11 protein-coding genes and 1 pseudogene are annotated in these 13,556 nt (G+C 59.6%); 6 read left to right on the forward strand and 6 right to left on the reverse strand.

The features are described from left to right. Nucleotides 1–250, reverse strand: a pseudogene (locus tag NW829_RS01825) (hypothetical protein); the annotation flags it as partial. Between the two features lie 33 nt (nucleotides 251–283). After that, entirely contained in the window at nucleotides 284–937 is a 654-nt protein-coding gene (locus NW829_RS01830; protein ID WP_414329503.1) for a cobalt-precorrin-8X methylmutase, read from the reverse strand. A 101-nt stretch (nucleotides 938–1,038) separates the two neighbouring features. On the opposite strand from NW829_RS01830, the gene NW829_RS01835 reads away from it, so the two are divergent. Beyond that, nucleotides 1,039–2,157: an alpha/beta fold hydrolase gene (locus NW829_RS01835; RefSeq protein WP_414416314.1), complete on the forward strand. Its 1,119-nt coding sequence runs from the start codon at nucleotides 1,039–1,041 to the stop codon at nucleotides 2,155–2,157. Nucleotides 2,158–2,283: 126 nt separating this feature from the next. On the opposite strand, the gene NW829_RS01840 is transcribed toward NW829_RS01835, so the two are convergent. Next, nucleotides 2,284–2,931 carry a flavin prenyltransferase UbiX gene (locus NW829_RS01840; protein WP_011431889.1) on the reverse strand — a complete coding sequence of 216 codons (648 nt, stop codon included), beginning with the start codon at nucleotides 2,929–2,931 and terminating at the stop codon, nucleotides 2,284–2,286. A 166-nt stretch (nucleotides 2,932–3,097) separates the two neighbouring features. Next, entirely contained in the window at nucleotides 3,098–3,628 is a 531-nt protein-coding gene (locus NW829_RS01845; RefSeq protein WP_414351917.1) for a hypothetical protein, read from the reverse strand. Between the two features lie 533 nt (nucleotides 3,629–4,161). Here NW829_RS01845 and NW829_RS01850 point away from each other — a divergent pair. The 3 genes from NW829_RS01850 (at nucleotide 4,162) to NW829_RS01860 (ending at nucleotide 8,119) form a co-directional block, all read left to right on the forward strand. Beyond that, nucleotides 4,162–4,404 (forward strand): DUF751 family protein, encoded by a 243-nt coding sequence (locus tag NW829_RS01850; RefSeq protein ID WP_041436092.1) that lies wholly within the window; start codon nucleotides 4,162–4,164, stop codon nucleotides 4,402–4,404. A 284-nt stretch (nucleotides 4,405–4,688) separates the two neighbouring features. Continuing rightward, the gene (locus NW829_RS01855; RefSeq protein ID WP_414416315.1) at nucleotides 4,689–6,224 is read left to right on the forward strand and encodes a site-2 protease family protein; all 1,536 of its coding nucleotides are present in this window, start codon (nucleotides 4,689–4,691) and stop codon (nucleotides 6,222–6,224) included. 44 nt (nucleotides 6,225–6,268) lie between these two features. Then, nucleotides 6,269–8,119, forward strand: a complete 1,851-nt coding sequence (locus tag NW829_RS01860) for an aspartate kinase (RefSeq protein WP_414416316.1) — start codon at nucleotides 6,269–6,271, stop codon at nucleotides 8,117–8,119. A gap of 6 nt (nucleotides 8,120–8,125) precedes the next feature. Here the strand turns inward: NW829_RS01860 and psbA are convergent, their stop codons facing one another. Next, nucleotides 8,126–9,181, reverse strand: a complete 1,056-nt coding sequence (psbA, locus tag NW829_RS01865) for a photosystem II q(b) protein (protein WP_414412766.1) — start codon at nucleotides 9,179–9,181, stop codon at nucleotides 8,126–8,128. 339 nt (nucleotides 9,182–9,520) lie between these two features. Beyond that, the gene (gene carB, locus NW829_RS01870) at nucleotides 9,521–12,769 is read right to left on the reverse strand and encodes a carbamoyl-phosphate synthase large subunit (RefSeq protein ID WP_414416317.1); all 3,249 of its coding nucleotides are present in this window, start codon (nucleotides 12,767–12,769) and stop codon (nucleotides 9,521–9,523) included. Between the two features lie 279 nt (nucleotides 12,770–13,048). On the opposite strand from carB, the gene NW829_RS01875 reads away from it, so the two are divergent. Next, a complete protein-coding gene (locus tag NW829_RS01875) occupies nucleotides 13,049–13,282 on the forward strand; it encodes a FitA-like ribbon-helix-helix domain-containing protein (RefSeq protein ID WP_071818136.1) in 234 nt (77 codons plus the stop codon). Then, nucleotides 13,266–13,556: PIN domain-containing protein (locus tag NW829_RS01880; protein ID WP_414416318.1), on the forward strand; the 291-nt coding region annotated here is incomplete at its 3' end. The genes NW829_RS01875 and NW829_RS01880, both read left to right, overlap by 17 nt.

Raw genomic sequence — 13,556 nt, forward strand, 5'->3', positions numbered from 1 at the left:
GAGCCTCAAAGCGCTCAGCCGACCGCTGCTGCTCGGCCCGCATTTCGGCCATCTGGGCCTCAAAGCGCTCGGCAGATCGTTGCTGTTCAGCCCGGATCTCGGAGATTTGGGCTGCAAAGCCCTGCCGCATCTCAACCATCTGAGCCTCAAAGCGCTCAGCCGACCGCTGCTGCTCGGCCCGCATTTCTTGGATTTGTTCTTGTTGTTGCTGAAGGTTGCGAATCAGCCACTCCTCTTGTTCTGGGGTCATGGGAAAGGTCTGAAGATATCCCTTCAATTCTAGTCAGTTGGGGATGGGATCCCGTTGAGCTGCCAAGAGAAGGGCATTGACAATGGCAGCAGCAACTGGGGATCCGCCTTTGCGGCCCTCCACCCGAATCTGGGGAACATCCGTTTGCGCCAACGCCTGCTTGGCCTCTTCCACCGCCACAAATCCCACCGGCACTCCGATCACCAAAGCCGGCTTGACCCGCTGTGCCCGAATCTCCTCCACCAAAGCCAGCAACGCGGTGGGGGCATTGCCAACGACAAACAGGGCTTCTGGATAGCGGCGTGCCAAGTTCACCATCCCATTGGCGGCGCGGGTTTGACCGGGCCAACGGGGCTCCTCCACCCAGTCCAAAGCACAGTAGAGGGGGATCCCTTGGGCTTTCAGACCTGACTGGATCCCAGCTGCCACCATCCTGACATCGACAATGACAGGCTGCTTTTGCCGTAGGGCTGCCAGGGCGTGTTCAACGGCGTTGGGGCCGAAGAAAAAGCGATCCCGCAGCTCAAAGTCGGCAGTGGCATGAATGGCACGGCGCACCACCTCATAAGGGATCCCTTGCCAGGGGTGGGGGCCGATCTCCTGATCGATCTGGCGAAAGCTGGCAGCGGTAATCGGGTCTATCCCGAAGGCTTCATCCATTGGGTCTGGGGTTATGGACACAGTCATGCTGGCATGTCCTGGAAGATATAGAAGAACCGGTGGCAAAGTACGTCCTATTAAATGATGAGCCGAGGAAACCACTAAGATTGGTCTAGCCTAAATTGGAGATGAGCCTATTGTTATCACCCACTTCTCCCTTGCACAGACTCAACTCCTATCCTTCCCCTTCTGCTCGGGTCAGCGCCAATTCCGTCGGCAATCCCGGTTTCTCCTCTGTTGATGCGCCCTCCTCTTCCCCAACGGGTAGCGACAGGGATCCCTTGTCGGCTTTGCCTCGCTACGGCTACTCCCAAACCTGGCATTGGCGGGGCTGGCCCATCCATTTCACCTACACCCCCAGTCGCGCCCAAACCCTTGCCGGTGTAGTCAACTTAACGGCAGCTCCGGCCCTTTTAATCCACGGATTTGGGGCGTCGGTGGGCCATTGGCGCCACAACATCGTCCCTCTGGGATCCCAGCGCTCCGTCTATGCCCTCGACCTGCTGGGATTTGGCAAGAGTGCCAAGCCGGAGATTGCCTACAGCGTTGATCTGTGGGTGGAGCAGGTACACGAGTTTTGGCAAACTCACATTCAGCAGCCCAGCATCCTGGTGGGCCATTCCATCGGGGGCTTGGTGGGAGTCATTGCCGCCGCCCGCTATCCCCAGATGGTGAAGGGCCTGTGCTTGATTAGCTGCGCCGATGGGCCCCATCCGGAAGAATTGCCCTCTCCCTGGGATGCTCTGGTGCGAGCCCTCTGCGAAGGGATTCTGTCGTTGCTGGGGTGCCCCCTCACTTATCCCCACCTCTTCAACTGGCTGCGACAAACCGAGGTGCTACGAGCTTGGATCAAGAATGTCTACAAGCGGGATGAGCAGGTGGATGACGAGCTGGTGCAGATCTTCCAGAGACCGGCCTTTGAGCCGGGGGCAGCCCACGTGTTTTTGGACGGTCTGAGGGCCATTCTCTGCCGCCGCTTCGACAGCCCCAAACGCCTGCTGCCCACCCTAAAAATGCCTATCTTGCTACTTTGGGGCCGAGAAGATCCGGCAGTGCCCAGTTTTTTGGCAGACCAATTTAAGCGCTGGCAACCTGCCCTCACCTTGGTGAAGCTGCCGGGAGTAGGCCACTGCGCCCACGACGAGCTGCCTCACTGGGTCAACACCCTCATCGGGGAATGGGCGGCCAGTCTGGAGACCTGCCCTGACTTGCCCACCCCCCTTCAGCGGGATCCCCGAGTCGGCTAGCTCAGCAAGTGATCTGAGCTATTCCCGGCAAGGTGCCACAAGTGAGGGCTATCGGCACAGGGCCCCCCCCAGCTTGGAACACCCCCAAGCCAAATCCCAGCCTGCCGCCGGGAAAAGGGATCCCGCTCAGAGATCAGGGGGCAGCTTGAGGATCTGATGCTGGCGCATCCCCTGCCAGCGGCGAATGAGATCGCCATCAATACCGAACTGATCCAACGCCTTCACCACCACAAAATCCACCAAATCTAGGATGGTACGCGGCTGGTGGTACCAAGCTGGAATGGCCGGAACAATGCGCGCCCCCGCTTCTGCCAGAGTGGTCAAGTTGCGCAGGTGGATCAGGCTAAAGGGGGTTTCCCGCGGCACCACCACCAAGCGTCGTCCCTCCTTGAGCTGCACATCAGCAGCCCGCTCCAGCAGATCCGAGCTCAAGCCGGCAGCCAACTTGGCAACTGTACCCATGCTGCACGGGATCACCAACATCCCCTGCGTGCGATAGGAGCCACTGGCAATGGTTGCCCCCACATCCTGCCAGCGATGACAAACTAGGGATCCACCGCTGCTCTCGGCTTGCTGTCGCCAAAAGTGGGCCTGCTTGCGGGGGTCTGTCGGCAGCAGCACCCCTTGTTCTCCCTGCCACACCTGATAGGCCGCTTTGGAGGCCACCACTTCGACGCGGTAGTCCAGGCTGAGCAGAACATGCAGAGCGCGCACAGCATAGAGCATCCCTGAAGCGCCTGATACGCCAAGGATGATGGGCAGAGAGGATGTCAAGGGCCGCTGGGGAACGTCTTCTGCTCAAGTCTAGCGAGGGGAGCCGTCCCTCGCCTGCTCAGGAGATCCCTAACCCACCGCTCCAAAAGACTTGCACAACGCGGGATAAAAATGCTCCTGGCGCAGGTTGAAGGCAGCGTTCAAGTCGCAGTCTGGCTCTTTGCTGTTAGGTTTGCAGATTTTGCCGCCCGTTGCGGATCACCCGCAAGGACTCCACCAACCGCAACTCCAAGTCTTGCAACACCTGATCCACGTAACGGTGGGCCTCCCGCTGCAGGCGCTCCGATTCCTGCAGTGTCTGTCGCCGCACCTCCTCACTCTGTTGATAGGCTTGTTGCAATAACTGCTCCGCCTGAGCTTGGGCCTGTCGCAGAATCGCCGATTCGTTGAGGAGCTGCTCAGCCCTACGTTGGGCCGCGGCCACAATTTCTTGGGCGTAGCGATTGGCCTCTGCCAAGATCCGATCCCGCTGGCGCAGCAGTTCCTCCGCTTCCTCCAGGGCTGTCGGCAGGTTCAGGCGGATAAAGTCTAACTGCTCCAGAATCTTTTCCTCTTCAATAAGGGTGCGAGACCAAAACAGGCGAGGGCTACTGAGAATGGCTGCCTCCAATTGATCCAGGGCCTCCTGGACGCGCATCAGAGCCAGGGTCTGATCCCCAAAGGGTACGCCGGCACGATTGGAAGGATCAGAGGGCAATTCTCGCATCAGTCTATGAAGAGGGGAGGCTGCACTGAGCAAAAGAGCAGATCAGGCAGGATAACGCCTACCATATCAGGTTCTCGGTTTCCTGAATCTGCGCAGTCTCCCCTTCGCTCCAACCACTCTTCGTGAAGTAGATGTTCTTTTTGATATGAGGGGACGATGGACTTTCTCCCTCGCGGAGGCTGTGAGCCAAGCGGCAGAGAGGCTGCTTACCGGTCGGTTGGTGCCACAGCGGCTGGGGAGCCGAGGTTGCTCGGCTGCCAAAAGAGCGCCAATGGAGGAGATTTATAGTCATTTTGAATAGGAATAAAACATTTCCGTTGCCTTGCTCTCCAACCCCCCTCTCCCAGAGAGATGAGCTGGGGGGTCGCGGCAGCGGCGCGGAGCGTTTGGGGAGTGTCTCAATCTAGTTTGAGATGACTACACTTTTTGAGTTGCCGCCAGTTCCCTGAAGATGGCCAGCCTCCAGATGGTTGACAGCTACCTATGGCACACTGAGAAAAAAGGAGTTGGAGCCCCAGCCTCTTATGCCACAACCGCAGCCCCCCAGAAGACTGGAAGACCAGTTTGTGGAGAATGTCTCCCGTTATCCCACTTACTTTATTACCGTTTTGCTGGGGGGGATCTGGGCTGGCCTCCAGCCTTTTGTCGGCCTGTATCGCAAAAGTCCAACAGCGGCGGCTATGGTTACGCTGGGATCCCTTTTGTTGCTTCTATTTGTTTATTTCACCCTGCGAGGCATGACAGGGAATACCTTTTGGCCAGAATAGATACTGGGTTGAGGTTGGGGCCCATGGGCGAAGCTGTGCAGTGGACGCCGGCAGCATAAGCACGCCTCAAGGGGATCCCTCTTTTTCGCCCCACTGCTGACAAGAACAAGAAGTAAAGTGCTCCGCACCGCTCGCGCGAATGAAAAGTTTGCCCCGGAATGGTGGCGGTCTATGGGCAGGCCAAGCCTCAATTGGCTCTTCAGGGATCCCGGCTGCAAGCTGTAGCGAGGGGATTGGATTTGCCGCTAGCTTGGTAGAGGTGTTCTCCTCCGTTTTTTGAACTCATGGCAGATTGGATCCTGTTGGCGCTGGTGGGTTCTGCAACCTACCTGCTGCTGCAAAAAAGTGTGGCCCGCCTTTCGAAGGTGCCGTGGCGGATCCTGTGGCTGGTGATGATGCTGCCCCCTTTGGTTTGGGTGCTGGGGCGTCAGGTGTTTCAGTACGAATTGCCTCCCTTGCTGATGTTGCTGCTGTTTCTCACCTCCTACTTTACCAGCATGACCTTGGTGAGACGAGGGGGTATTCGACCCTCAACCGGAGGCCCTCGGCCAGAGGTGGAAAACTCCTCTCCAGAAGCGGATCCCTCGCCGGCTGGGGAACCTGAGCCAGAGGAAGAGGAGGAAGACGGCGCCGCAGATCCGGTCTCGCTGGCTCTTGCCCACACCCCCATCTCTGAAGTGCCGCGGGAGAAGCTGAGCCATTGCTTCCCCTGGAACGTCTTTTATTTGCAAAATGTGGAGTACCGCCCCCAGGCGATCATCTGCCGGGGCAACTTGCGGGCGGATCCCAGTGAAGCCTATGAGCGGGTGCAGCAAAACGTGGAAACCACTTTCGGCAAACGCTTTTTGGTGGTGCTGCAGGAGGGGTTTGCCGGTAAGCCCTTTTTTGCCTTGGTGCCCAACCCGGCGGCGCGGCGCTCCCCGGCGGACAGTCGAGAGTTGCCGCTGCTGGCTTTGGGGCTGTTGCTATTCACCTTCTGGACAACCCTCAGTGCTGGGGCCCAAGCGGCTGGGGTTAGCCCTGACCGGCTGCTGCATTTGCCCTCTCTGATGAAAGGGTTGCCCTATGCGGTCGGGATCCTTGCCATTTTGGGATCCCATGAGTGGACTCGTTACTGGGTGGCCCGCCGCCACCACATCAAAACCTCGCTGCCCTATTTCATCCCGGTGCCTTTTGTCCTAGGGACTTTTGGGGCGTTTATCCAGTTGAAAGAGCCGGTGCCCAACCGCAAGGTGTTGTTTGATATCGCCGTCGCCGGGCCGCTGGCAGGGAGCCTTGTTGCTTTGGGCATGCTGTTGCTGGGGCTGTTGTTTTCAGCGCCTGCAGATCCTCCCGCGGTGCCGGAGGGGCAGCCGACCCCGATTAGTTTTCATCGCATTGACCCGCGCCTATCGGTGCTGCTGGCAATTCTGGCCCGCATGGTGCTGGGGGATCAGTTGCAGCCGGGGCAGGTGATCGAGCTGCACCCGCTGGCCTTTGCCGGCTGGCTGGGGCTGGTGGTGATCGCGTTTAACCTGATGCCGGTGGGCCAACTGGATGGGGGGCACATTGTCCACGCGGTGTATGGACAGCGGATGGGAGCGAATGTGGGCCGGGTAGCCCGCTGGTTGGTGTTGCTGCTGGCTTTGACGGTGCAGCCTTGGCTGTTGCTCTGGGCGCTGCTGCTGTTTGTGATTTCCAGTGCTGACGAGCCGGCCCTCAACGATGTGACGGAACTGGACGAGGCCCGGGATCTGCTGGGGCTGGGGATGCTAACGCTGCTGGTGCTGATCCTGCTGCCGGTACCGCCGTTTTTGCAAAATGGACTGGGCTTGGCCTAGATCCGGGGTAGGATCCAAACCGCCCCTGACCTCGTTCTCCTCTCATGCAACGCAGCTTAATTGTTCAAAAGTACGGCGGTACCTCTGTCGGCTCTGTGGAGCGTATCCAGGCCGTGGCTCAACGGGTGGCCCACACGGTGAAGGCAGGGCATCGGGTGGTGGTGGTGGTCTCGGCGATGGGGGATGAAACCGATCGCCTTGTGGGCTTGGGGGAGCAGATCTTGCAGGGATCCCCGACCACACCGGCCCAGTTGCGGGAATGGGATATGCTCCTTTCCACCGGTGAGCAGGTGAGCATTGCCCTGGTGGCCTTGGCGCTGCAACGCTTGGGGTGTCCTGCCCTTTCCCTGACGGCAGCCCAGGTGGGCATTGTCACCACTCGGGATCACAGCCGGGCCCGCATTTTGCACATCCACACCGACCGCCTGTGGCAGCACCTGGAGCGGGAAGAGGTGGTGGTGGTGGCCGGGTTTCAGGGCATCACCAGCCTGGCGGAGCTGGAGATCACCACCCTGGGTCGGGGGGGATCCGACACCACGGCGGTGGCCTTGTCAGTGGCTTTGGGAGCAGAGCTGTGTGAGATCTACACCGATGTGCCGGGGATCTTCACCACGGATCCGCGTAAGGTGCCTGAGGCCAGGCTGTTGCCGGAGATCACCAGTGATGAAATGTTGGAGCTGGCCAGCTTGGGGGCCCAGGTGCTGCATCCCCGCTCGGTGGAAATTGCCCGCAACTACGGTGTGAAGCTGCGGGTGCGCTCCAGCTTGGAGCCGTTGCAGGCGGGATGCGAGGGCACTCTCATTCTTTCTCCTCCCCCCCGTCCTCGTGCTGCCGACAGCAGTATCGAGCTGGGCCTGGCGGTGGATACGGTGGAGCTGGATCGGGATCAGGCCAAGTTGGTGTTGGTGGGGGTGCCGGATCGCCCTGGCATTGCCGCCCAGCTCTTTCAGGGGATCGCGGCGGCAGGGGTGAATGTGGATTTGATTTTGCAGTCGCTCCAGTTCACAGCCGCTCACGCCAGCGGGACGGACTCCTTGCCGCAGGGATCCGTGCCCCAGCCCACCAATGACATTGCCTTTACGGTCAGTCGGTCGCAGGTGACCGAGGCTGCAGCCGTTGCCCGGCGGATTGGCCAAGAGCTGCAGTGTGCAGCGGTGATTGTGGATGAGGCGGTGGCCAAAGTCAGCATTGCCGGGGTGGGGATGATGGGCCGACCTGGGATCGCGGCGCAAATGTTCCAGGTGCTGGCCGAGGCCGGGATCAATTTGCAGATGATCTCCATGTCCGAGATCAAGGTGAGCTGTGTGGTGGCTGCGGAGCGGGCCGGGGATGCCGCCTTGGCTCTGGGAGAGTCGTTCCAGGTGATCCCCCACTTGCATCGGGCAAAGATGCCGGCTGCCCCTCAAGACAGCCACCCGGTACGCGGTGTTGCCTTGGATTTGAAGCAATCGCGGCTGGGCCTTCGCAAAGTGCCGGATCGTCCGGGAACTGCCGCCCATTTGTTCGGGCGCTTGGCGGCTGCCGGGATCATCGTGGACACCATCATCCAAAGCCAGCGGGGCTACCACAACGGGATCCCCAGTACCGACATTGCCTTTACCGTGCCTCAGGATCAAGCGATGGCTGCTGAGGCAGTCTGCCGGCAGGTGGCCGAAGAGCTCCAGGCGGCAGGAGTTGACGCGGATCACGACATTGCCAAGGTCAGCATTGTCGGCGCCGAGATGGAAACCTATCCCGGCGTGGCTGCTCGCCTGTTTGCAGCCCTAGCCGAAGCCGGAATCAACATCGAGATGATCGCCACCTCGGAGATCAAGGTGAGCTGTGTAGTGCGCCGGGATCGAGGGATCCCGGCCTTGCAAGCTATTCACCGCGCTTTCCGGCTGGACTGCCCCTAGCCTGCCTCAGGGTTGAGCCGCCAGCAGCAGGGGGAAATGGTGGGCGTTGGGGGCGTGCATCACTTGGATCCCCAGATTGGCGCGGTTGAGGAGATCGGCGTAGGTGGGGATGAAGCGGCCCTGGCTGTCCAGGATGGACTGGTTGAAGTTAAAGCCGTTCAAGTTAAAGGCCATCAGGCCGATACCTATCGCCGCCGCCCAGATCCCCACCGTGGGCAGGGCCGCCATCCAGAAGTGGACGGAACGGCTGTTTCTCAGGCCCAGGCCGGGGAACCCCAGCCGCCCCAAGAACGCGTAGTGCCCGGCCAGGAAGTTGTAGGTGACTTCCTCCTGCCCGAAGCGGTAGCCGGCATTTTGTGACTCTTCTTCCGAGGTCTCGCGGATTAGGCTGGAGATCACCAGGGAGCCGTGCAGGGAGGCCAGCAGAGCGCCGCCAAAGACGCCGGCCACCCCCAGCCAGCTAGCAGGGTGCATGAGGATATTGTGCTCCGCCTGGAAAGCCAGCATGAAGTAGAAGGTGCCGGCGATCCCCAGGGGCAAGCCCTCCGAGAAACTGCCCTGGCCGATGGGGTAAACCAAGAGCACTGCCGTAGCCGCCGCCGCCGGAGCGGAAAACGCCACCGCAATCCAGGGACGCATGCCCAAGCGATAGCTCAGCTCCCATTGCCGGCCCAGATAGCACCACACCCCGATCAGGAAATGGAGCACGATCAGTTGGTAGGGGCCGCCGTTGTAGAGCCATTCATCCAAAGAAGCGGCTTCCCAAATGGGGTAGAAGTGCAGGCCAATGGCCGCTGAGGTGGGCACCACCGCCGCCGAGATGAGATTGTTCCCCCCTATCAAAGAGCCGATCACCGGCTCGCGGATCCCATCCACATCCACCGGCGGAGCAGCAATAAAAGCGATTACAAAACAAAAGGCAGCCGCCAACAAGGTCGGGATCATCAACACGCCAAACCAGCCGATGTACAGCCGGTTTTCGGTGCTGGTTATCCATTGACAAAAGCCATTCCAACTCCAGAGCTGCCGTGCAGCCGAGGAGCGGCGAATTACCGTACTCATAGGCCAACTCCTAAAGAGACAAAACCATTCTTTGCTTTGTCGGCTTCCTTGAACGGGGCAAAACTCTTCCCGCGCCGACCGCCAAAAGCGTCTCCTTCTTTCAGGCTAGACAGTTTTAGGGACGCCGACAGGGATCCCTAACTTTCGCAACGGGACTGTGAAAAAAATGGATTTGTCGATACAAATCAGCACCCGCCTGTTGCAATTGGGATATCTTTGAGAGCTTCCCGGCAGTTGATGGCAGCCAAGCTCGAGCAGATGTTTCTCAAGAATGGGTTCAAGAAAGAGAAGTCGTTCAGGATCCGCTTTTTCTCCTGCCGGCAAGACCCTATGGGCTCTTCATGGGGCTTCCAGAAGTTTGCTTGGGGCATTCCTGGGTGGAAAAAAATCCTGCAAGCACTTCACCTGCAGGGATCCCGACTGCAAAGCACGGATGGCAGCCGCAGTGGCTTTGGCTCCTGCCAGGGTTGTCACCAGAGGGATCTTGTAGGCCAGGGCAGTGCGGCGGATCTTTTGGCCATCTTGCTGCGCCTCGACACCGGAAGGGGTGTTGATAATGAGCTGAATCTGGTGATTTTTGATGGCGTCGATGACGTGGGGCCGCCCCTCGTGCAGCTTGAGGACTTTATCCACCGGGATCCCGTGCTCGGCTAAAACTTTTTGGGTTCCTTCGGTGGCCAACAGGCGAAAGCCCAGCCCCACAAACTCGCGGGCTACCGGGATGACCGCCTGTTTATCCCGGTCGCTGACGCTGATGAACACCGTCCCCTGGAGAGGCAGATTCTGCCCCGCCGCCAGTTGGGCTTTGGCGTAAGCGCGGCCAAAGTCCGTGTCAATGCCCATCACCTCACCGGTGGAGCGCATCTCCGGCCCCAGCAGCGTGTCGGTGCCGGGAAACTTGTGGAAGGGCAAAACCGCTTCCTTGACGGCAATGTGAGAGGGGATCACCTCCTGGGTAAAGCCCAGCTCTTCCAGAGTTTTGCCGCTCATCACCTGAGCGGCGTAGTCCGCCAGCGGATGGCCGATGGCCTTGCTGACGAAGGGGACGGTGCGGGAGGCGCGCGGATTGGCCTCCAGGATATAGACTTGACCTTTTTGGACGGCGTATTGCACGTTGATCAGGCCCACCACCTTCAGAGCTTGGGCCAACTTCACCGTCCACTCGCGGATCACCCGCAGCACCTCGGGGCTGAGGGTGCGGCTGGGCAATACACAGGCCGAATCGCCCGAGTGGATCCCGGCCTGCTCGATGTGCTCCAGAATGCCGCCGATGGTAACAGCGCCGGTGCGGTCGGCAATGGCATCCACATCCACCTCCACCGCCTCTTCCAGGAACTGATCCACCAGCACCGGACGATCCGGATCCACCGCCACCGCCAGTTGCATGTAGCGCTGCAGGTCTTGGTCGGAATAGACGATCTCCATGGCTCGTCCCCCCAAGACGTAGCTGGGCCGCACCACCACTGGATAGCCGATGCGGCGGGCAATTTCCAAGCTTTCTTCCACGCTGCGGGCAATGCCGTTGGCCGGTTGGCGAATATCCAACTCCCGCAAGATGCGCTCGAAGCGCCCCCGATCCTCAGCAATGTCGATGGAGTCGGGGGAAGTTCCCCAGATGGGAGCCTGGGCTGCTGCCAGCCCCTGCGCCAGCTTGAGCGGGGTTTGGCCGCCAAATTGCACGATCAGGCCGACCGGCTGCTCAGCATCCACCAAGTTCATCACCTCTTCATGGGTGAGCGGCTCAAAATAGAGGCGATCAGCGGTGTCGTAGTCGGTGGAAACGGTTTCCGGGTTGGAGTTGACCATGATCGCTTCGTAACCCAGGCGGCTGAGGGCAAAGGCAGCATGGCAGCAGCAGTAGTCGAATTCGATCCCCTGGCCGATGCGGTTGGGGCCACCTCCCAAGATCATCACCTTCTCTTTGCGGGCCGGGAAAATCTCCGACTCGCTCTCGTAGGTAGAGTACTGGTAGGGGGTAGCAGCCTCAAATTCGGCGGCGCAGGTATCTACAGTTTTGTAGGTGGGGATCACCCCCAGGCTTTTGCGGCAGGCCCGCACCTGATGTTCCGTGGATCCAGTGAGGTGGGCAATTTGTCGGTCGCTGAAGCCCATTTGCTTGAGGTGTCTCAAGTCGTCAGCGCTCAGGGATCCCAGCTCCCGCCCCTTGAGGGCTTGCTCCACCTCCACCAACTCCTGTAGCTTGTCGATAAACCAGGGATCGATGTGGGTGAGTTGGGCAATCTCCTGGGCAGAAAAGCCCATGAGCAGAGCGGTGCGGATGGTGAGCAGGCGGAAGGGGTTGGGGGTGCGCAGGTTGGCCCGCACTTCCTCCGGCTTGGGGAAAACCTCCGGCCTATCGCTGCCAAAACCGGGACGGTCGATTTCCAAAGAGCGCAGGGCCTTCTGGATGGATTCTTGAAAAGTGCGGCCAATGGCCATCGCCTCCCCCACCGATTTCATCTGGGTGGTGAGAACCGGCTCTGCGCCGGGGAATTTTTCAAAAGCAAAGCGAGGGATCTTGGTGACCACATAGTCGATGGTGGGCTCGAAGCTGGCCGGAGTTTTGCGGGTGATGTCGTTGGGGATCTCCGGCAGCGTGTAGCCCACTGCCAATTTGGCGGCAATTTTGGCGATGGGAAAGCCGGTGGCCTTGCTGGCCAAAGCAGAAGAGCGGGAGACCCGCGGGTTCATCTCGATCACCCGCACCTCGCCGTTGGCAGGGTTGACGGCAAATTGCACGTTGGATCCCCCCGTTTCCACCCCAATTTCCCGCATGATGGCGATGGCGTAGTCCCGCAGCCGCTGGTATTCCTTGTCGGTGAGGGTTTGGGCCGGGGCCACGGTGATGGAGTCGCCGGTGTGCACCCCCATTGGGTCGATGTTTTCTATGGAGCAGATGATCACCACGTTATCCGCCAGATCCCGCATCACCTCCAGCTCAAACTCCTTCCAGCCGATGACCGATTCTTCCACCAAGATCTGGGAAACGGGGCTGGCCTCCAAACCGGCAGCGCAGATCTCTTCAAACTCCTCCTGGTTGTAAGCCACCCCACCACCGGTGCCCCCCAGGGTATAGGCCGGGCGGATGATGAGGGGATAGCCGATCTCCTGGGCAATCTGCTTGGCTTCTTCCAGGGTGTGGGCCAGGCCAGAGCGGGGCACGGCCAAGCCAATCCGCTGCATGGCTTGCTTGAAGAGATCCCGGTCTTCGGCTTTTTCAATGGCCTCCCGCTTGGCCCCAATCAACTCTACCCCGTACTGCTCCAGGATCCCTTGCTGGGCCAGTTGCACCGCCACGTTGAGGGCCGTCTGGCCGCCCATGGTGGGCAGCAAAGCATCAGGGCGCTCCCGCTCGATAATTTTGGCCACAAAGTCCACCGTCACCGGCTCGATGTAGGTGCGCTCCGCCATACTGGGATCCGTCATGATGGTGGCGGGGTTAGAGTTGACCAAAACGACCTCATAGCCCTCTTCCCGCAGGGCTTTGCAGGCTTGGGTGCCCGAGTAGTCGAATTCGCAGGCTTGGCCAATGACGATCGGCCCCGCTCCAATGAGCAAGATTTTGTGGATATCGGTGCGGCGCGGCATAGGGATCCCACCAGGTGGCAGAGTCAGCCTTCTATTGTAGAGGTCACCTGCAGGTCAAGTTGCTCATCGGGATCCCTCTTTTTTGGGTGTTGCGCTTTCAAAGGCTATGCACAGCAGGCAGAGCTTGGATCCCTGGCAGGCAGGAGTTCTCTGGGGCAACCCGCAAAAGGGCAGCTTCTTCATCAGTATCAATAGACGGGAAAACTTGAACTCTAGATGATATCAATGCTATCGTCGCAGCAAAGCCGCCCAGGGATCTGCCGATCGAGGAAACGCTCTATGGCCACGTTAATTGTTCGCAATGTTGACGAAGCCATTGTCAAAGCTCTCAAACAAAGGGCTAGTCGTCACGGCGTTAGTGCAGAGGCCGAACACCGCAAAATCCTAGAGCAAGTCTTACTCCAGCCTGCGAAACAGTCCTTTGCCGAAGTGCTCAGATCGATACCTAACGTTGGCAACGATTCAGACTTTGAGCGGGTGCAAGATAACACTGCCCATGACGTATTTGCTTGACACTAACGTCATCAGTGAGCTGCGCAAACACAGTCAAGCCAACTCCGGGGTTCAAGAATTTCTTCAAACTGCCATTGAGCAAGAGGCCCGCATCTACATCAGCGTGATCACGCTGGGCGAACTCCGCCGAGGCGTTGAACTCATGCGCCATCGCGGCGATCATCTGCAAGCCAACCTTCTGGAGAGGTGGCTGCAAACGGTTGTCGATGACTATGCCGATCACCAAATTTTCGGGCTGGAGGCCCGCACCATAGCCGCAGGCTTGGTGTCGGGA

Origin of the sequence: Synechococcus sp. R55.8, assembly GCF_047461895.1 — a bacterium.
GTDB lineage: Bacteria > Cyanobacteriota > Cyanobacteriia > Thermostichales > Thermostichaceae > Thermostichus.

Excerpts from the sequence above, each read along its gene's own strand:
- NW829_RS01830 (WP_414329503.1), bottom strand. The coding sequence starts at position 937 with ATGACTGTGTCCATAACCCCAGACCCAATGGATGAAGCCTTCGGGATA.
- NW829_RS01835 (WP_414416314.1), top strand. The coding sequence starts at position 1,039 with ATGAGCCTATTGTTATCACCCACTTCTCCCTTGCACAGACTCAACTCC.
- NW829_RS01850 (WP_041436092.1), top strand. The coding sequence starts at position 4,162 with ATGCCACAACCGCAGCCCCCCAGAAGACTGGAAGACCAGTTTGTGGAG.
- NW829_RS01855 (WP_414416315.1), top strand. The coding sequence starts at position 4,689 with ATGGCAGATTGGATCCTGTTGGCGCTGGTGGGTTCTGCAACCTACCTG.
- NW829_RS01860 (WP_414416316.1), top strand. The coding sequence starts at position 6,269 with ATGCAACGCAGCTTAATTGTTCAAAAGTACGGCGGTACCTCTGTCGGC.
- psbA (WP_414412766.1), bottom strand. The coding sequence starts at position 9,181 with ATGAGTACGGTAATTCGCCGCTCCTCGGCTGCACGGCAGCTCTGGAGT.
- carB (WP_414416317.1), bottom strand. The coding sequence starts at position 12,769 with ATGCCGCGCCGCACCGATATCCACAAAATCTTGCTCATTGGAGCGGGG.
- NW829_RS01875 (WP_071818136.1), top strand. The coding sequence starts at position 13,049 with ATGGCCACGTTAATTGTTCGCAATGTTGACGAAGCCATTGTCAAAGCT.